This window comes from Rhodopseudomonas sp. BAL398, assembly GCF_033001325.1.
Lineage (GTDB): Bacteria > Pseudomonadota > Alphaproteobacteria > Rhizobiales > Xanthobacteraceae > JARJEH01.
The window spans coordinates 4,904,585-4,923,570 of record NZ_CP133111.1; the positions used below are offsets into that span (position 1 = coordinate 4,904,585).

Genomic DNA, 18,986 nt, shown 5'->3' on the forward strand with positions numbered 1-18,986 from the left:
GAGGAGCGAAGCGACGAAGCAATCCAGTCTCTTTTTGTCGCTTTCTGGATTGCTTCGCTGCGCTCGCAATGACGACTCTCCTCAGACCAAATGCAAGGCAGTGACCGCAAGGTCGATCGCCTTGATGCCGGCGAAGGGGATCACGATGCCGCCGAGGCCGTAGATCAAGAGATTGCGGCGCAGCAGCGCGCCGGCGCCGACCGCCCGATAGGCGACGCCCTTCAGCGCCAGCGGAATCAGCGCGATGATGATCAGCGCGTTGAAGATGATCGCCGACAGGATCGCGCTTTGCGGACTGGCCAGATGCATCACATTGAGCACGCCGAGCTGCGGATAGAACGCCAGGAACATCGCCGGGATGATGGCGAAATATTTCGCCACGTCGTTGGCGATCGAGAATGTGGTCAGCGCGCCGCGGGTCATCAACAATTGCTTGCCGATCTCCACCACCTCGATCAGCTTAGTCGGGTTGGAATCGAGGTCGACCATGTTGCCGGCCTCGCGCGCCGCTTGCGTGCCGGTGTTCATGGCGACGCCGACATCGGCCTGGGCCAGCGCCGGCGCGTCATTGGTGCCGTCGCCGCACATCGCCACCAGCTTGCCCTTGGCCTGTTCGTCGCGGATCAGCCGCAGCTTGTCCTCGGGCGTCGCCTGCGCCAGGAAATCGTCGACGCCGGCCTCGGCGGCGATCGCAGCGGCGGTCATCGGATTGTCGCCGGTGATCATCACGGTGCGGATACCCATCCGGCGCAGCTCGGCGAAGCGCTCGCGAATGCCTCCCTTGACGATGTCCTTGAGATGGATGACGCCGAGCAGGCGGCCGTCCTTCGCCACCGCCAAAGGCGTTCCGCCGGCCTTGGCGATGTCGTCGGCGATGCTCTGGATTTCGCGCGCCGCTTCGGAAACCACGCCTGAGTGCAACGCGCGCGCCGCATTGCCCGACGCCAGGGTGGTCTGATCGCCGCCCGCGACATAGTTCAGCACCGCGTCCACCGCACCCTTGCGGACCGAGGAGTGGCCGGCATCGACGCCGCTCATCCGGGTCTGCGCCGTGAAGGGGATGAAGGCAGCCGACAGTTCGGCCATGTCGCGGCCGCGCAGGCCATATTTTTCCTTCGCCAGCACCACGATCGAGCGCCCCTCCGGGGTTTCGTCGGACAGCGACGCCAGTTGCGCCGCATCCGCCAGCTCTTCCTCGCTGACATTGCGCACCGGCCGGAACGCGGTCGCCTGCCGGTTGCCCAACGTAATCGTCCCGGTCTTGTCGAGCAGCAGCGTATCTACGTCGCCGGCGGCTTCTACGGCGCGGCCCGACATCGCCAGCACGTTGAAGCGCACCAGCCGGTCCATGCCGGCGATACCGATTGCCGACAGCAGCGCGCCGATCGTGGTCGGGATCAGCGTGACGAACAGCGCCACCAGAATCACAACGGAGATCTGGCCGCCCGCATAGGCGGCGTAGCTCGGGATCGTCACGGTGGCGAACACGAAGATGATGGTGAGGCCGATCAACAGGATATTGAGGGCGATCTCGTTCGGCGTCTTCTGCCGCTGCGCGCCCTCGACCAAACCGATCATGCGATCGAGGAACGAGGCGCCCTTCGCCGCCGTGATCCGCACCACAATGCGGTCCGAGATCACCATGGTTCCGCCGGTGACGGCGGAGCGGTCGCCGCCGGATTCGCGGATCACCGGCGCGGATTCCCCGGTGATGGCCGCCTCGTTGACCGAGGCGACGCCTTCAATCACCTCGCCGTCGCTCGGAATGATATCGCCGGCCTCGACCAGCACGATATCACCGCGATCGAGGTGCTCGGCGGGCACGCCCTCATAGAGTTCGTGATTGCCCTCGATCAGCAGCCGCTTGGCCCTTGTATTGGTCAGGGTCTGACGCAGCGTGTCGGCCTGGGCCTTGCCGCGGCCTTCCGCGACGGCTTCGGCGAAATTGGCGAACAGCACGGTAAACCACAGCCACAGGATGATCTGGAACGCAAAGCCGAGATCGCCGCCGCCACTGATGATCGTCTTGATGAAGATCACGGTGGTCAGCGCGGCCACGACTTCGACCACGAACATCACCGGGTTCTTGACCATCAGTCGCGGATCGAGCTTGACGAAGGCCGACCGAATCGCCGGGACGACGATCGCCGGATCGAGCATCGCCGATCCGCCGCTCCGGCTTCTGGTTTTGACAGTTTGCATGGATTTCACTCCGTAAGATCGATCAGAACAGCTTGTTCGCGGTCATCGACAGATGCTCGACGATCGGCCCGAGCGCGAGCGCGGGCAGGAAGGTGAGGCCACCGATGATCAGAATGACGCCGATCACCAGGCCGATGAACAGGGGACCGGTCGTCGGCAGGGTTCCGGCCGATGGCGGGATCGTGCGCTTGGCCGCCAGCGAGCCGGCCAAGGCCATCGCCGGGATGATCATGAAGAAGCGGCCGACCATCATCGAACTGGCGAGCGTGAGATTGTAGAAGAAGGTGTTTCCGCTGAGGCCGGCGAATGCCGAGCCGTTATTGCCGGTCGCCGAGGTGAAGGCATAGAGCACCTCGGTAAAGCCATGCGGCCCGGCATTGGCCATCGCCGCCACCCCGGACGGCAGCACCACCGCGACCGCGGTCCAGCCCAGATACATCAGCGGCAGCACCAGGATCGCCAGCATCGCCATCTTGACCTCGCGGGCTTCGATCTTCTTGCCGACATATTCCGGCGTGCGGCCGACCATCAGCCCGGCGACGAAGATCGTCAGCACCACGAACAGCAGCATGCCGTAAAGGCCGGCGCCGACGCCGCCGACGATGATCTCGCCGAGCTGCATGTTGATCAGCGGGATCATGCCGCCGAGCGCGGTGAAGCTGTCATGCATGGCGTTGACCGCGCCGCAGGACGCCGCAGTAGTGATCACGGCGAACAGCGCGGAGGCCACGATGCCGAAGCGGACTTCCTTGCCCTCCATGTTGCCGCCGGTGAGCCCCAGCGCGTTGAGCCCGGTGGTGCCGCTGGCCTCCGCCCAATAGGTGACGCCGACGCCGACAACGAACAGCACGCCCATCACCGCGAGGATCGCCCAACCCTGGCGTTGGTTGCCGACCATGCGGCCGAAGACATTGGTGAGGCCGGCGCCGAGCGCGAAGATCGAGATCATTTGCACGAAGTTCGTCAGCGCCGTCGGGTTTTCGAATGGATGCGCGGCATTGGCGTTGAAAAAGCCGCCGCCATTGGTGCCGAGCATCTTGATCGCGACCTGCGACGCTACCGGGCCGACCGCGATGGTCTGTCGGGCGCCTTCCAGCGTGGTGGCGTCGACATAGGCGCCGAGCGTCTGCGGGATGCCCTGCGAGACCAGGAACAGCGCATAGACGATGCATATCGGGAGCAGGATGTAGAGCGTGCAACGGACCAGATCGACCCAGAAATTGCCGACGCTGCGCGCCGAGGCCCGGGCGAAACCGCGGATCAGCGCGATCGCCAATACGATGCCGGTCGCGGCGGACAGGAAATTCTGCACCGTCAGCCCGAGCATCTGCGCCAGATAGGACAGCGTGCTCTCGCCGCCATAGTTCTGCCAGTTGGTGTTGGTGAGGAAACTGATCGCGGTGTTGAACGCCAAATCCGGCGCCATCGCCGGCTGATGCGCAGGATTGAACGGTAGCCCCGCCTGCAGCCGCAGCACCGCGTACAGCAACAGAAAGCCGAATACGTGGAACAGCAGCATCGCCACCGTATAGGTGAGCCAATGCTGCTCGCTCTTGTCGTCGATGCCGCCGGCCCAATACAGGCCCTTCTCGACCGGCCGCAACAGCGGCGACAGCAGCGTGGCTTCGCCGTTGAAGACGCGGGTCATATACCAGCCGAGCGGTTTGACCAGCGCGACGACGATCGCGCAGAACAGGATGATTTGAATCCAGCCAATCAAGGTCATGACGATACGCCTTTCAAAAACGCTCGGGCCGCAGCAGGGCGTAGGTCAAATAGATCAGCAGCCCGACCGCGACGAGGCCGGCAAGTGTGTAGTCGAAGGTCATGGTGGTGGTCCTCACAGCCATTCGCAGCCATAGGCGTAGCCGACCGCCAGCGCGAACATGCAAAGGCCGATGGCAAGCATGAGAAGGTCGAGCATGGGGGGCTCCTTGGGCTCAGTGATCGCTGGCGGACGATGGGTCGTCCCGCAGCTTGCTGGCTCAACAGGTGCCACCCGGCGCGTAGGCTTTCGAGATGGGAGAGCGGGCGATGTTATAGGAATCTCATAAAGACGCCGGCTTCCGCAGGCTCGGAGAGCTGAGCGGGGAAGGGCGCCAACCTCATTGGCTGACCGTTATTTTGATCGCGCGAGAATTTTTGGGGTCAAAGCCACACGCAACACAGCATGCGTCTGAGGGGGCTACCCGGCACTCGCCGGACATGACGTGCCGGCTAAAGCCGCATCGCGAATTAAAGCGCGCGCCGCAAAATGCGGAAATCAGGTCGCGGCCGCAGATGCAGCAAGGCGGCGCAGCTCCGCCAGCCGGGTGATGGATTGTCCCGCCAGCCGCTGCGCGAATTCCAAGCTGTCGTGGTTGGTGGCCCTCTCGGCCTCTTCGAGATAGAGGGAGGTCAATTGTTCCGCACGTCGCAAGGCCCGATGTTTGATCTCTTCGAGAGTCTCGGTCGGGGGCTGCGCTTCTGCGGGATCGGAGGCGGGGAGCGGGGACGATCCGAGTTTCGACAAGACCTCTCGCGCGTCTGCCGGAATTCGCCGCGACCATTGTTCGATGTCTTTGGACAGCAGACTTTCGAGCATCGCCGCCGATAGGGCCTCGCCGCCCTCGGCGTCGATTTCAGATGCTGTCTGATCGCGGGCGGCGTGCCATGCCAGACGACGTTCGCGTCGCAACAAGTTGCAATCGTGCAGCGCCTCGCGCGCGAATTCCTCGGCGGCGGCGCGAATGCGCGGGTCCTCGGTATTGGCCGCGACGTAAGTCCAGAAGATGAAAGCGCGATCGCCACGGCGAACCGCAATCCCCCAGGCAAGATATGGCGTCGAGAGCGACGAGTTCGCAAAATTGGACAGCTCTTGCGCGAATATGCGGTCCGTCGGAAGCGATCGCAGCTGTGTCGGATCAGGTCGGGTGCCGAAAGTTGCAATACAGCGCGACGCAACTAATTCACCGCGTTGGCGCTCCCGTCGTGTCAGGGACTGCCAGATTCGCTGCACCGGCTTAACGGAATCTTCATCGGGCGCGGCGAGCCGTTCATCGAGTTCTTCATATTGTCGTGCCGCTGTATCGGCTTGTTCGAATGCGATGGCGTAAAGTTCCGCGAGATCGTTCACCGGTCCAGGCGGATCTATCGTCAACACGGGTTCACTACGCATTGCAGACTCTTTCCATTGAATGGACATTAGGCCCGGCGGAAAGCGCGACGAGCTTGCTCTAGCGCAAAGTCGCATCAGTTTCGAGTGCTATTGGAAGCGGCAAGTCACGCACATCAGAACAGCGGCGTTCTGCGCAGATTGGACCGTGCCGTTGCGAAAAGACTCCAAAATTCACATCGTCTTCGCATTCGTTGTCGTCGCTTGCTGTTGGATGGTCAGTATTGACCCGTCCGCGGCGGCCGGTCGGCTCAACGAATATATCGGCAAGGCCGCGCCAGGCGAGCTCGTCTCCGGCGCCGATCGGCTCGGTCCGCTGCAAGGCGATCCGGCCATCGCGCCCGCCTACAAGGACGACCGGCTGCTCGGCTATATCTATCTCAGCTCGGACTTCACCAACACCACGGGCTATTCCGGCAAGCCGATCGAAATGCTGGTCGGCATCGATCCCAAGGGCGTGCTGACTGGATTCAAGCTGGTCGAGCATAAAGAGCCGATCATCCTGCTCGGGATTCCCGAACAGCGCATCATGGACGTGCTCAACAAGCTGATCGGGGTCGACATCAGCCCGGTGGCGCGTCGTCAGGCGAAGCCACCGCGGGTCGATATCGTCAGCGGCGCCACCGTGACCGTTCTGGTGATCGGCGACAGTATCGTCCGCTCGGCGATCAAGCTGATTCGCAGCGGTCGGATTGGCGGCGGGAGCGTCGGCGACAGCGCCGCCGCTCTGCCCGCGGCGACCAAGACCGTCGACATGGACAAAAGCGAAGTCCGCGACTGGCTGGGCCTGCTCGCCGATGGCGCGGTGCGGCGGCTGCATCTCACCGCCGGCGACGTCAACCAGGCGTTCGAGAAGTCCGGCAATGTCGGTGCTGCGGCGCATCCGGAAGAGGGCGATCCCGATGCGACGTTCATCGATCTCTATGCCGCTGATGTCGCGGTGCCGACGATCGGCCGCAGCCTGCTCGGCGACGCCGGTTATCAGCGGCTGAAGGCAAGGCTGAAACCCGGTCAGCAGGCGCTGGTCGTGGCGGGCTCCGGCAAATATTCGTTCAAGGGCTCCGGCTATGTGCGCGGCGGCATCTTCGACCGCATCGAACTGATCCAGGACGGCAACGGCATCCGATTCCGCGATCACGACCATACCCGACTTGGCAGTTTTGCCGCCGCCGGCGCGCCGGAGTTTCCGGAAATCGCACTATTCAGAGTGCCGACCGAATTCAGCTTCGATCCAACGGCGCCGTGGTCGCTGCAGCTGGTGGTCCAGCGCGTCATCGACGTACGCGACAAGGCAGCGCTGACCTTCGATCTCGGCTATGCGCTGCCCGATGCCTTGCTGAAGATCGAGCAACTGGCGCCCGCGGCGACCGCGGCGTGTGCTGCGACCGCGGCACGTGCTGCGCCCGCGCCTGCCGCTGCCGCCAAGACGCCGCGCGTCGGCGAATCGCCCGGCGCCGACGAAGACCCGTTATGGATGCGGATCTGGCGCGGCGACATGGTTCGCATCAGCGTCACGGTGGCGGCACTCGGCGTGCTGACCCTGATCTTCTTCTTTCAGAACGTGCTGGTGCGCCGGCCGGTGCTGTTCGGCTGGGTTCGTCGCGTCTATCTGCTGTTCATCCTGGTCTGGCTCGGCTGGTACGCCACCGCGCAATTGTCGGTGGTCAATGTGATGACCTTCGCCAACTCGCTGCTGAGCGGCTTCAGCTGGGAGTATTTCCTGTCCGCGCCACACATCTTTATTCTCTGGACCGCGACCGCCGCCGGGCTGTTGTTCTGGGGGCGCGGGCCGTTCTGCGGCTGGCTGTGTCCGTTCGGCGCGCTGCAGGAATTGCTGAGCGATATCGCCAAGGCGCTCAAAGTGCCGCAATACAGGTTGCCCTGGGGCCTGCACGAGCGGCTGTGGCCGATCAAATACATCATCTTCCTCGGCCTGTTCGGGTTGTCGCTGTATTCAACCGCGCTGGCCGAACATTTCGCCGAGATCGAACCGTTCAAGACCGCGATCATTCTGAAATTCGCGCGCGAGTGGCCTTACGTTGTCTACGCGCTGACCTTGCTCGCCGCGGGGCTGTTCGTGGAGCGTTTCTTCTGCCGCTATTTGTGCCCGCTCGGCGCGGCGCTGGCGATTCCCGGTCGCATCCGGACGTTCGAGTGGCTGCGGCGCTGGAAGGAATGCGGTTCGCCCTGCGCGCGTTGCGCCAATGAATGCCCGGTGCAGGCGATTCACCCCGAGGGCCAGATCAACGTCAATGAATGCATCTACTGCATGCATTGCCAGGAGCTGTATTTCGACGACCACCGTTGCCCGCACATGATCCAGGTCCGGCTGAAGCGCGAGAAGCGCGACGCGCTGTCGTCGCCGTCGATGCGCTCAGCCAAAGGTCCCGACACCCTGATCACCGCCGCGGGCCGGCCCATTCCCGGGCTGTCCGGCGTCCGCACCGTTCCAACCCCACCCCTACCCTGAAAGCCGAGGAGGCCAAATTGACCAACAAAGAAACCAAACCAGGCGTCAGTCGTCGTACCATATTGGGAACCAGCGCGGCCGCGGCCGGCGTCGGTCTCGCCGGCGGCATCAGCCTCGCCACCAACACCACCGCGCAAGCCCAGAGCACGGCCGTGCCGAAAGCAGCGCGCGCCGGCACCCAGAAGGCCGAGGTTCTGCCCGGCGAGCTCGACGAATATTATACGTTCTTCTCCAGCGGTCAGACCGGCGAGATGCGGATCGTCGGATTGCCGTCGATGCGCGAATTGATGCGCGTGCCGGTGTTCAACCGCGACAGCGCCACCGGCTGGGGCCTCACCAATGAAAGCCTGAAGGTTCTGACCGAGGGCCTGCTGCCGGAATCCAAGGAATTCCTCAAGAACCGCGGCGGCACCTATGTGAACGGCGACCTTCACCATCCGCATCTGTCATTCACCGAGGGCACCTATGACGGCCGCTACGCCTTCATGAACGACAAGGCCAATACCCGTGTCGCCCGCGTCCGCCTCGACGTCATGAAGTGCGACAAGATCATCCAGCTGCCGAATCAGCATTCCGTGCACGGTCTGCGGGTGCAGAAATATCCGCGCACCGGCTACGTGTTCTGCAACGGCGAAGATCGCGTGCCGATCCCGAATGACGGCAAGATCCTCGACGACAAGGCCCAGTATCACGCGATCTTCACCGCGGTCGACGGCGACACCATGAAGGTGGCCTGGCAGGTCATGGTCGACGGCAATCTCGACAATGTCGATGGCGACTACCAGGGCAAATATGCCTTCGCGACCTGCTACAATTCCGAAGGCGGCGTCACCTCGGCGGAGATGACCGCCAACGAGCAGGATTGGGTGACGATCTTCGACATCAAGCGGATCGAAGAGGCGGTCAAGAAGGGCGACTTCAAGGAGATCGGCGGCGTCCCGGTGATCGACGGCCGCCACGGTTCGCCCTACACCCGCTACGTTCCGGTCTCCAACAACCCGCACGGCATCAACACCGCTCCCGACGGCATCCACATCTGCGTCGCGGGCAAATTGTCGCCCACCGTCACCGTGATGGATGTCCGGCTGTTTGAACAATTGTTCGACGACAAGATCAAGCCGCGCGACGTCGTGGTGGCCGAGCCCGAGGTTGGACTGGGGCCATTGCACACCGCCTTTGACGGCCGCGGCAACGCCTACACCACGCTGTTCCTCGACAGCCAGATCTGCAAATGGAACATCGATCTGGCGAAGCGGGCCTTCAAGGGCGACAAGGTCAGCCCGATCATCGACAAGATCGACGTGCACTACCAGCCCGGCCATAACCACTCCTCGATGGGCGAAACCAAGGAGGCCGACGGAAAGTGGCTGATCTCGCTGAACAAGTTCTCCAAGGACCGGTTCCTGAACGTCGGTCCGCTGAAGCCGGAGAATGATCAGCTGATCGACATCTCCGGCGACAAGATGGTGCTGATGCATGACGGTCCGAGCTTCGCCGAACCGCATGACGCAACCATCGTGCATCGCTCCAAGATCAACCCGATCTCGATCTGGGATCGGGCCGATCCGATGTTCGCCGACGCGGTCAAGCAGGCCAAGGCGGACGGCATCAAGCTCGAAGAAGACTCCAAGGTGATCCGGGACGGCAACAAGGTGCGGGTCTACATGACCTCGCAGGCGCCGGTCTTCGGCCTGAGCAGTTTTCAGGTCAAGCAGGGCGATGAGGTGACCGTCCACGTCACCAACATTGATGACATCGAAGACCTCACCCATGGCTTCGCGATCATCAATTATGGCATCCAGATGGAGGTCGCGCCCCAGGCGACGGCGTCGGTCACCTTTTCGGCCGACAAGGCCGGTGTGTATTGGTACTATTGTTCGTGGTTCTGCCACGCGATGCACATGGAAATGAAGGGCCGGATGTTCGTCGAGCCGAAATCGGCTTGAGGCGGGCCTGACAGATGCATCGCTTGCTGCACATCATCCCGGTGGCGCTCGTCGCCACCGGCGTTTCGGGCCTTGCGGCCGCGGAAACGCTGCGAACGGGTCCGGACCGGCCGCTACAGGCCGTGCTGGATCAGGCGCGGGATGGTGACGTGGTCGAGCTTGCGCCTGGCACCTACCGAGGGACGGTCCGGATCGAGCGTCCCATCGAATTGCGCGGCAAGCCGGGTGCGACGCTGGTCGGACCCGGCACCGGCACCGTCGTCAGGGTCATCGCCCCCGACGTGACGATTCGCGGCCTGATCATCAAGGGATCGGGCGGCGATATCTCCCAGATCGATTCCGGCGTGTTTCTCGCGCAATCGGCCAAGCGGGCCGTAGTCGCGGACAATCGCCTGGAGGATAATTTGTTCGGCGTCTATGTCCACGGCGCGGGTGGATCGCTGGTTCAGCACAATATCATCGACGGCCTGCGCAACATTCGGCTGAACGAGGCCGGCAACGGCGTCTCGGTGTGGAACGCGCCCGATGTCGTGGTCGAAGGCAACCACATTCGCTACGGCCGCGATGGCATCTACACCATCAACAGCAAGCGCGATCGTTTCATCGACAATCGGCTCGAGCAGGTCCGCTTCGCGGTGCATTACATGTACACCGACGACAGCGAGGTCAGCGGCAATGTCTCGATCGGCAATCATGGCGGCTTTGCCATCATGTTCTCCAACCGGCTGGTGATCCGCGGCAATGTCTCCGACCGCGACCGCGATTACGGCCTGCTGTTCAATTATGCCAATTACGCCGCGATCGAGGGCAACAGGGTCAGCGGCGGCCTGCTCGACAGCGTCAAGAAAGACAGCGACAAGAACGGCGGAGACGACGGAGCGGACGACGACAAGGGCATGCTGCCGAAGGCCGAACCGACGCGCGGCGCGCGCAGCGGCCCCGAGAAATGCGTGTTCATCTATAACGCCAACCACAATGTGTTCCGCGACAACTGGTTCGAGGGCTGCGGCATTGGCGTGCACTTCACCGCAGGCTCCGAAGACAACGACATCGTCGGCAACGCATTTATCGGGAATCGCAATCAGGTGAAATATGTCGGCACCCGCAATCTCGACTGGTCGAAGGGCGGTCGCGGCAATTACTGGAGCGACAATCCGGCCTTCGACCTCAATGGCGACGGCATCGCCGACACCGCCTATCGGCCCAACGACATCGTCGACCGGGTGTTGTGGACCGCGCCGTCCGCCAAGGTGCTGATCAACAGCCCCGCCGTGCAGGTGCTGCGCTGGGCGCAGAGTCAGTTTCCCGCGCTGTATCCCGGCGGCGTCATCGACACCCATCCGCTGATCGCGCCGCCGCCGCGACCGCAGGCCTCGGAGAGCCAGCCATGAGCGCGGCGATCTCGGTCATGCACGTCGAAAAGAACTTCCGCGCGGTGCGCGCGCTGCGCGACGTCTCGTTCGAATTGGCGCCCGGCCGACTCAGCGCGCTGGTCGGGCACAATGGCGCCGGCAAGACCACGCTGATCAAGCTGATGCTGGGATTGATCCGGCCGACCCATGGTGAAGTCCGCTCCCTCGGACAGGATCCGGCGGCCGGCGAATTCTCGGCGCGGCGCTGGCTCGGCTATCTGCCGGAAAGCGTGGCGTTCAATTCGGCGCTGACCGGGCGCGAGACGCTGTCGTTCTACGCGCGGCTGAAGCAGATCAGCCCGGCCGCGGGTGACAGTCTGTTCGAGCGCGTCGGGTTGAGCAATGCCGCCGACCGCAGGGTCGGCACCTATTCCAAGGGCATGCGGCAACGTCTCGGCCTGGCGCAGGCGCTGCTCGGACAACCGCGCGTGCTGCTGCTCGACGAGCCGACCACCGGGCTCGATCCGGCGCTGCGCCAGACCTTCTATGAAATTCTCGGCGAGCTGCGCGATGCCGGCGCCACCGTGCTGATTTCGTCGCATGCGCTGGACGAACTCGAGGGCCGCGCCGAACACGTGCTGATCATGAATCAAGGACATCTGGTGGCGCAGGGAACCATGGCCGAGTTGCGCACGATCTCGCAGCTGCCGATCCGCGTGACCGTGGATCTCGACGGCGAGAATGCGGCGCCACCAGCCTGGCTCACTGATGGCTTTCGCCCCGGCGAACGGCGCCAGACCGTGCTGGCGGCCGACGACCGCGCCAAGATGCAGCTTTTGCGCGCGGCGGCGAATGATCCGCGGGTCGGCAATATCGAGGTCGCGGCGCCGACGCTGGATGATCTCTATGCGCATTTTCTTCGCGCGGGGGCGCGCGCGTCATGAGAACGATCGCCATCATCGCCGCCAAGGAGATCCAGGAAGGCCTGCGCAATCGCTGGGTGCTGGCGACCACGCTGCTGCTGGCCGCTTTGGCACTGTCGCTGACATTTCTCGGCAGCGCGCCGACCGGCAATGTCGGCGTCGGCGCGCTCGACGTCGTGATCGTCAGCCTGTCGAGCCTGACGATCTTCCTGCTGCCGCTGATCGCGCTATTGATCTCGCACGACGCCGTGGTCGGCGAGATGGAGCGCGGCACCATGATTCTGCTGCTCAGCTATCCGGTCGGCCGCAGCCAGGTGATCCTCGGAAAATTCGCCGGTCATGTGCTGATCCTCGGCTTCGCCACCGTGATCGGCTACGGCGCTGCGGCGGTCGCGCTGGCCATGACCGGGGCCTCGGTGCTGGCGGCGAGCTGGGTCGCCTTCGCGGCGATGCTCGGCACCTCGGTGATGCTGGGCGCGGTGTTCGTGGCGCTCGGCTATCTGATCAGCAGCATGGTGCGCGATCGCGGCACCGCGGCCGGGCTCGCGGTCGGGGTCTGGCTGCTGATGGTGCTGGTGTTCGACATGGCGTTGCTCGGCGGGTTGGTGGTCGATCAGGGCCGCTTCATCACCGCCCATGTGCTCAACGCGCTGCTGTTTCTCAATCCGACCGATCTCTACCGCCTGGCCAATCTGAGCGGCCTCAAGGTCAGCCAGTTTTCCGGGATGTCGGGCTTGGCGGCGACCGCCAGCCTGGCGCCGTCGGTCCTGCTGCTCGGTTTGCTGGCCTGGATCGTCGCGCCGCTCGGGCTGGCAATGCTGTTCTTCACGCGGAGGGAATTATGATCCGCAAACTATGCGCCGCTATCGCGATCGCGGTTTTGCTGGCGGGTTGCGGCAAGGATGGCGGCCCAGCCGTGGTGCCGCCGCCGGTGGCGCTCAACAGCGATGCGATGGGCGTGTTCTGCGGCATGAATGTGATGGAGCATCCCGGCCCAAAGGGACAGATCATCACCGGTGGCCGGATCGATCCCTATTGGTTCACCTCGGCGCGCGACGCGGTGGCGTTTTCGCTGATGCCGGACCAGCCGCGCGACATCAAGGCGATCTATGTCTCCGACATGGCCAAGGCGCCGAGTTGGAATGAGCCGGGCGAGACCAACTGGATCGACGCCCACAAGGCGTTGTTCGTGATCGGAAGCCGCAAGCAGGGCGGCATGGGCGCGGCGGAAGCGATTCCGTTCGGCGTGCGCGCCGCCGCCGAGGCTTTCGTGGCGGGCAATGGCGGGCGCATCGTGGGCTTTGCCGAGATTCCGCCATCCTATGTGCTCGGCAGCGACGTCGATCAAGGCGCGACTGATGCTTCGCGCCCGGCCAAATGACGGAGACCACGATGACCCAGCCAATTCTCACCCGGCGGCGGATGATCGCGATCACCGCGGCGCTGTCGGCGTCAGCGTTGCTGCCGCGCGGCGCCATCGCGGGCGTCGATGGCCCGGTGCGCTGGAGCGGGTCGGTGCTCGGCGCGCAGGGCTCGATCGAGATCTTTCATCCCGATCGCCGTCTGGCGCAGCGGCTGGTGCATGATGCGCTGGTGCAGGTGCGCCGGCTGGAGCAATTGTTCAGCCTGTACCAGCCCGATTCGGCGATCTGCACGCTGAACCGCAGCGGCGTCCTTGCGGCGCCCGATCCCGATATGGTGACCTTGCTCAAGGCCAGCCTGGAATTCGCGGCGCTGACCGACGGCGCCTTCGACCCGACCGTGCAGCCGCTCTGGGCGCTTGATGCGGATTTCTTCGCGTCGGAGCGGGCGAGCGCCGACGGACCGTCTCAGAGCGAACGAGCCGAGGCGCTGGCGAAGGTCGGCTATCGCGGGCTGCTGGTCGATGCCGACCGCGTTGCGTTGCTCAAGCCCGGCGCCGGCATCACCCTCAACGGCATTGCCCAAGGCTACGCCACCGACCGGGTGGTCGAGATGCTGCGCCGGGCCGGGCTGTCGACCAGCCTGGTCAATATGGGCGAAATCCGCGCCATCGGCGCGCGTCCGGATGGCACGCCGTGGCGGGTCGGCCTCGACGATCCGGAGCGGTCGGGCGCGATCACCGAGACCATCGACCTGGTCGACCGCGCCGTCGCCACCTCGGCCGGTTCCGGATTCAGCTTCGATTCGCAGGGCCGCTTCACCCATCTGTTCGACCCGGCCACCGGCCGCAGCCCCTCGCTCTATCGCACCGTCAGCGTGGTCGCGCCGACCGCCACCGAGGCCGACGCGCTGTCGACGGCGTTCAGTGCGATGCCGATGGATCGCATCGCGGAGGTCGTCCGCTTGCGAGCGGGGGTGCGGGTTCATGCGATGGATTCGGCCGGCAGATTGAAGATCTGCGGCGCCTGAGACGCGGCGCGGTCACGCCGCCCGCGTGCGCTTGCCGCGGAGCCGACCGACGGACCATGCCGTCGGGGCAATCGAATTTGACCCGGCTCAAGCTGAACCGCGTTTCTGCCGATATAACAGCAGCAATAGGGCGGCCGCCGCATCGGCTGGCCGCGCGAATGATTGCGCGTGGCCAAGCAGAATGCAGGCCGTCGCCAGTCGTTCTCGCCATGGATACGATGATGGCCAATCAATTTGGTTTGTGCCGCGAAATTCTGGCGACCGATTCCAGTGTCCACCATCGGAGCGCCATGCAAATAGTTCGCATTTGCTTGGTGAAGAGGCCAAAACAGCCCGCAATACTCGTGATATAAGAAATACTTTGGTGGTAACGTTGAAATTAGCATTTTCTTATTTTGCTGATCCAGCCGATAGCTGCGGCGCGCACGCGGACGCATTGATGTCGCGACTGGCAATCGATCCGGGGACATGACGATGGAACAGGGGCAGACGCTTTCGCGTCGTATCGATCTATATGCGGGTTCAGACCCGCTTCGTATTGCGGTTGCGGCGGCGGTTCGGGCGATCGCGGCGGCGTCGATCGAGATTTCGGAGCTGATCGGGCAGGGCGCGCTGGGCGGGATCACCGGCCAGGCGCAGGGCTCGGCCAATGCCGATGGCGACGTGCAGAAGGATCTCGACGTCCGCGCCGACCAGATGGTGATCGCGGCGCTGAAGGATGTGCCGTTCGCGGTGCTGGCGTCGGAGGAATCCGAGGAGCTGGTGGAGGGCGATCCGAAGGCGCTGATCTCGATCGCCTATGATCCGCTCGACGGCTCGTCCAATATCGACACCAATATGACGGTGGGGACGATCTTCTCGATCATCCCCAATGCGCCCGGTGTGGCGCCGTTCTCGGCGCCCGGCAGCTGTCAGCTGGCGGCGGGCTTTGTGGTCTACGGGCCGCAGACCTCGCTGGTGCTGACGCTCGGCTGTGGCGTCGACATCTTCACGCTGGACCGCGCCGCCAGGACCTATCGGCTGATCCGCGAGAAGGTCCAGGTCTCGCACGACACCGCCGAATACGCCATCAACGCCTCCAACCATCGGCACTGGGAGCAGCCGGTGCGCGACTTCGTCGACGAATGCCTGGCCGGCGCCGACGGCCCGCGCAGCAAGGATTTCAACATGCGCTGGATCGGTTCGCTGGTGGCGGAGGCCTATCGCATCCTGACCCGCGGCGGCGTGTTCCTGTATCCGGCGGATTCGCGCCCGGGCTATGGCGAGGGCCGGCTGCGGCTGTTGTACGAGACCCACCCGATGGCCTTTGTGATGGAGCAGGCCGGCGGCGGCGCCTCGACCGGGCGCGAGCGCGTGCTCGATCTCGCCGCGTCATCGATCCATCAGCGCTCGCCCTTGATCATGGGCTCGCTCGACAAGGTCGAGCGCATCGAGCTGCTGCACAATGATCCCGATGCCGCCTCGCGCACCGCGCCGCTGTTCGCACGCCGCGGCCTGTTCCGGGTCTGACGTCGTCCGAATCCGAACTAATCGAGTCCGAACAACCCGAGGCTTAAGTATCCGGAGTCTGAAAGTCACACATGTCCCGCAAGCATCCGATCATTTCGATCACCGGTTCGTCCGGCGCCGGCACCACCTCGGTCAAGCGCACTTTCGAGCAGATCTTCCGCCGCGAAAACGTCAACGCCGCCTATATCGAGGGCGACGCGTTCCATCGCTACAACCGCGTCGACATGCGCAACAAGATGGCGGCGGAGTCCGAACTCGGCAATCGCCATTTCAGCCATTTCAGCCCCGAGACCAATCTGTTCGAGGAGCTCGAGACCACCTTTCGCGACTATGCGGCGACCGGCACCGGCAAGACCAGGCACTATGTCCATGACGACACCGAGGCCAAGCTGCACGGCGTGGCGCCGGGCAATTTCACCGACTGGGCGTCGCTGCCGCCGGATTCCGATCTGCTGTTCTACGAGGGCCTGCACGGCGCGGTGATGACCGACACCGTCAATGTCGCCCAGCATGCCGATCTGAAGATCGGCGTGGTCCCGGTGATCAATCTGGAATGGATCCAGAAGCTGCACCGCGACCGCAGCGACCGCGGCTATTCCACCGAGGCCGTCACCGACACCATCCTGCGCCGGATGCCGGATTATGTGCACTACATCGTGCCGCAATTCGGCGAGACCGACATCAATTTCCAGCGGGTGCCGACGGTCGACACCTCGAACCCCTTCATCGCGCGCTGGATTCCGACCGCGGATGAATCGATGGTGGTGATCCGGTTCAAGAGCCCGCGCGGCATCGACTTCGCTTATCTGCTGTCGATGATCCAGGGCAGCTTCATGTCGCGCGCCAATTCGATCGTGATCCACGGCTCGAAAATGGATCTGGCGATGCAGCTGATCCTGACGCCGCTGATCATGCAGCTGATCGAACGCAAGCGGGGCGCCAAATGAGCGCGCAAACAGGGCTGACGCGCCATAACGAGAATCTTGGGAGGTTGGTTTGAATATTTCGACGCGTGACATTCACGAACAGGTGTCGCATCGCGACATGGCGAATGCGATCCGCTTTCTGGCGATCGACGCGGTGGAGAAGGCCAAGTCGGGCCATCCGGGCATGCCGATGGGCATGGCCGATGTCGCCACCGTGCTGTTCAGCCGATTCCTGAAGTTCGACGCCGCCGATTCGGCGTGGCCGGACCGCGACCGCTTCGTGCTGTCGGCCGGCCATGGCTCGATGCTGCTCTATGCGCTGCTGCATCTGACCGGCAATGACGACGTCACCATCGACGAGATCAAGGCGTTCCGGCAATGGGGCTCGAAGACCCCGGGCCATCCGGAATATGGCCACACCAAGGGCGTCGAGACCACCACCGGGCCGCTCGGCCAGGGGCTGGCCACGGCGGTCGGCATGGCGCTGGCGGAGCGGCTGCTGAATGCGCGCTATGGCGACGCCGTGGTCGATCACCATACTTACGTCATCGCCGGCGACGGCTGCCTGATGGAGGGCATCAGCCACGAGGCGATCTCGCTGGCCGGGCATCTCAAGCTCGGCAAGCTGATCGTGCTGTTCGACGACAATCAGATCTCGATCGACGGCGCCACCTCGCTGTCTTGTTCGGACGATCAGGTGGCGCGCTTTGCCGCCTCGGGCTGGAATGCGACGCGCATCGATGGCCATGATCCCGAAGCGATCGCGGCCGCGATCGAACAGGCCAAATCGAGCGATCGGCCGTCGCTGATCGCCTGCCGCACCAAGATCGGCTTCGGCTCGCCCAAGGTCGAGGGCACCGAAAAGGCCCATGGCGCGCCGCTCGGCGCCGAGGAGATCGAAAAGACCCGCGCCGCGCTGGGCTGGCCCCATGCGCCATTCGAAGTGCCGGACCCGGTCCTCAAAGGCTGGCGCGCAATCGGCGCCCGCGGCCAGGGCGCGCATGCCGCCTGGACCGGGCGGCTCGGGCAGCTCGATGCCGCCACCCGCGCCGCCTTCACCGACGCGCTGGCCGGCAAGCTCTCGGCGAATTACGAGACGGCGCTGCGGGCGCTGCTCGACAAATTCGCCACCGACAAGCCCTCGATCGCCACCCGCCAGGCCTCGCAGCTGACCATCGACGCCATCGTGCCGGCCTCGCCTAATATTCTTGGCGGCTCGGCGGATCTGACCCATTCCAACCTGACCCACGCCAAGGGCACCAAATCGGTCACACCGAGCGATTACAGCGGCAGCTACATCCATTATGGCATCCGCGAATTCGGCATGGCGGCGGCGATGAACGGCCTCGCGCTGCATGGCGGCTTCATCCCGTTCGGCGGCACGTTCCTTGCGTTCGCCGATTACAACCGCCCGGCCATTCGCCTGGCGGCGCTGATGGGAATCCGGGTGATCCATGTGATGACGCATGATTCCATTGGCCTGGGCGAAGACGGCCCGACCCATCAGCCGGTCGAACACGTCGCCTCGCTGCGGGCGATCCCCAACCTGCTGGTGTTCCGCCCGGCGGATGCGATCGAGACCGCGCAGGCCTGGGATTGCGCGGTCAAATCCGAACACCGCCCCTCGGTGCTGGCGCTGTCGCGCCAGGCGCTGCCGGCGCTGCCGCGCGACAACACCAACGACAATCCGGTGGCGCGCGGCGCTTACGTCGTGGTCGATCCGGGTGCGCGCGACGTCACGCTGATCGCCACCGGCTCGGAAGTGGCGATCGCGCTCGACGCCTCGACCAAGCTCGGCGCCGCCGGCATCAAGGCCGCGGTGGTGTCGGCGCCGTGCTTCGAACTATTCGCCGAGCAGCCGGAGGCCTATCGCGCCGCCGTGCTCGGCCAGGCGCCGCGGATCGGCGTCGAGGCCGCGATCGCCTCGGACTGGTACCGCTGGATCGGCGATGGCGGCGCCTTCGTCGGCATGACCGGCTTCGGCGCCTCGGCGCCGGCCAGCGTGTTGTATCAGAAATTCGGCATCACGGCGGAGGCGGTGATGGAGGCAGCCCGGGGCGCGATCGCGCGCGCATCGCACTGAACCACAATGTTCGCAACCCACATTCAACAG

The 18,986-nt window shown here is 64.3% G+C and carries 15 protein-coding genes; 10 read left to right on the top strand and 5 right to left on the bottom strand.

All coding sequences use genetic code 11. The features are described 5' to 3' along the window. Nucleotides 1-81: 81 nt before the first annotated feature. From kdpB to RBJ75_RS23115, 4 genes are all read right to left on the bottom strand, one after another. Entirely contained in the window at nt 82-2,202 is a 2,121-nt protein-coding gene (kdpB, locus tag RBJ75_RS23100) for a potassium-transporting ATPase subunit KdpB (RefSeq protein WP_044417009.1), read from the bottom strand. A 22-nt stretch (nt 2,203-2,224) separates the two neighbouring features. Then, nucleotides 2,225-3,928: a potassium-transporting ATPase subunit KdpA gene (gene kdpA, locus RBJ75_RS23105; protein ID WP_044417007.1), complete on the bottom strand. Its 1,704-nt coding sequence runs from the start codon at nt 3,926-3,928 to the stop codon at nt 2,225-2,227. 13 nt (nt 3,929-3,941) lie between these two features. Beyond that, entirely contained in the window at nt 3,942-4,031 is a 90-nt protein-coding gene (locus tag RBJ75_RS23110) for a K(+)-transporting ATPase subunit F (RefSeq protein WP_080901225.1), read from the bottom strand. A 434-nt stretch (nt 4,032-4,465) separates the two neighbouring features. After that, the gene (locus RBJ75_RS23115) at nt 4,466-5,359 is read right to left on the bottom strand and encodes a hypothetical protein (RefSeq protein WP_044417006.1); all 894 of its coding nucleotides are present in this window, start codon (nt 5,357-5,359) and stop codon (nt 4,466-4,468) included. Nucleotides 5,360-5,570: 211 nt separating this feature from the next. Here RBJ75_RS23115 and RBJ75_RS23120 point away from each other — a divergent pair, with 211 nt between their 5' ends. From RBJ75_RS23120 to RBJ75_RS23150, 7 genes are read left to right on the top strand one after another with little or no spacing between them, the layout of a single operon-like run. Then, complete coding sequence (locus RBJ75_RS23120) at nt 5,571-7,826, top strand: NosR/NirI family protein (RefSeq protein ID WP_044417004.1); 2,256 nt, start codon at nt 5,571-5,573, stop codon at nt 7,824-7,826. A 17-nt stretch (nt 7,827-7,843) separates the two neighbouring features. Then, nucleotides 7,844-9,772 (top strand): TAT-dependent nitrous-oxide reductase, encoded by a 1,929-nt coding sequence (gene nosZ, locus RBJ75_RS23125; protein ID WP_276156268.1) that lies wholly within the window; start codon nt 7,844-7,846, stop codon nt 9,770-9,772. A gap of 14 nt (nt 9,773-9,786) precedes the next feature. Beyond that, complete coding sequence (locus RBJ75_RS23130; RefSeq protein WP_044416318.1) at nt 9,787-11,163, top strand: nitrous oxide reductase family maturation protein NosD; 1,377 nt, start codon at nt 9,787-9,789, stop codon at nt 11,161-11,163. Beyond that, nucleotides 11,160-12,068 carry an ABC transporter ATP-binding protein gene (locus RBJ75_RS23135; RefSeq protein WP_044416316.1) on the top strand — a complete coding sequence of 303 codons (909 nt, stop codon included), beginning with the start codon at nt 11,160-11,162 and terminating at the stop codon, nt 12,066-12,068. Before RBJ75_RS23130 ends, RBJ75_RS23135 begins: the two co-directional genes overlap by 4 nt. Beyond that, on the top strand, nt 12,065-12,892 hold the full coding sequence (locus RBJ75_RS23140) for an ABC transporter permease subunit (RefSeq protein WP_044416314.1): 828 nt from the start codon (nt 12,065-12,067) through the stop codon (nt 12,890-12,892). Before RBJ75_RS23135 ends, RBJ75_RS23140 begins: the two co-directional genes overlap by 4 nt. Beyond that, on the top strand, nt 12,889-13,428 hold the full coding sequence (locus RBJ75_RS23145) for a nitrous oxide reductase accessory protein NosL (protein WP_080901196.1): 540 nt from the start codon (nt 12,889-12,891) through the stop codon (nt 13,426-13,428). Before RBJ75_RS23140 ends, RBJ75_RS23145 begins: the two co-directional genes overlap by 4 nt. Before the next feature lie 11 nt (nt 13,429-13,439). Next, nucleotides 13,440-14,438, top strand: coding sequence for an FAD:protein FMN transferase (locus RBJ75_RS23150; protein ID WP_044416322.1), 999 nt, complete (start codon nt 13,440-13,442; stop codon nt 14,436-14,438). Here the strand turns inward: RBJ75_RS23150 and RBJ75_RS23155 are convergent. Next, nucleotides 14,393-14,875: a hypothetical protein gene (locus RBJ75_RS23155; protein WP_152647842.1), complete on the bottom strand. Its 483-nt coding sequence runs from the start codon at nt 14,873-14,875 to the stop codon at nt 14,393-14,395. The genes RBJ75_RS23150 and RBJ75_RS23155 overlap by 46 nt on opposite strands. A gap of 37 nt (nt 14,876-14,912) precedes the next feature. On the opposite strand from RBJ75_RS23155, the gene RBJ75_RS23160 reads away from it, so the two are divergent. The 3 genes from RBJ75_RS23160 to tkt all read left to right on the top strand — a co-directional run bounded on the left by RBJ75_RS23160 (nt 14,913) and on the right by tkt (nt 18,956). Continuing rightward, complete coding sequence (locus tag RBJ75_RS23160; RefSeq protein ID WP_317529045.1) at nt 14,913-15,947, top strand: class 1 fructose-bisphosphatase; 1,035 nt, start codon at nt 14,913-14,915, stop codon at nt 15,945-15,947. A gap of 71 nt (nt 15,948-16,018) precedes the next feature. Then, nucleotides 16,019-16,894 (top strand): phosphoribulokinase, encoded by an 876-nt coding sequence (locus RBJ75_RS23165; RefSeq protein WP_317528540.1) that lies wholly within the window; start codon nt 16,019-16,021, stop codon nt 16,892-16,894. Nucleotides 16,895-16,943: 49 nt separating this feature from the next. After that, nucleotides 16,944-18,956: a transketolase gene (gene tkt / locus RBJ75_RS23170; protein ID WP_044415879.1), complete on the top strand. Its 2,013-nt coding sequence runs from the start codon at nt 16,944-16,946 to the stop codon at nt 18,954-18,956. Nucleotides 18,957-18,986 lie beyond the last annotated feature (30 nt).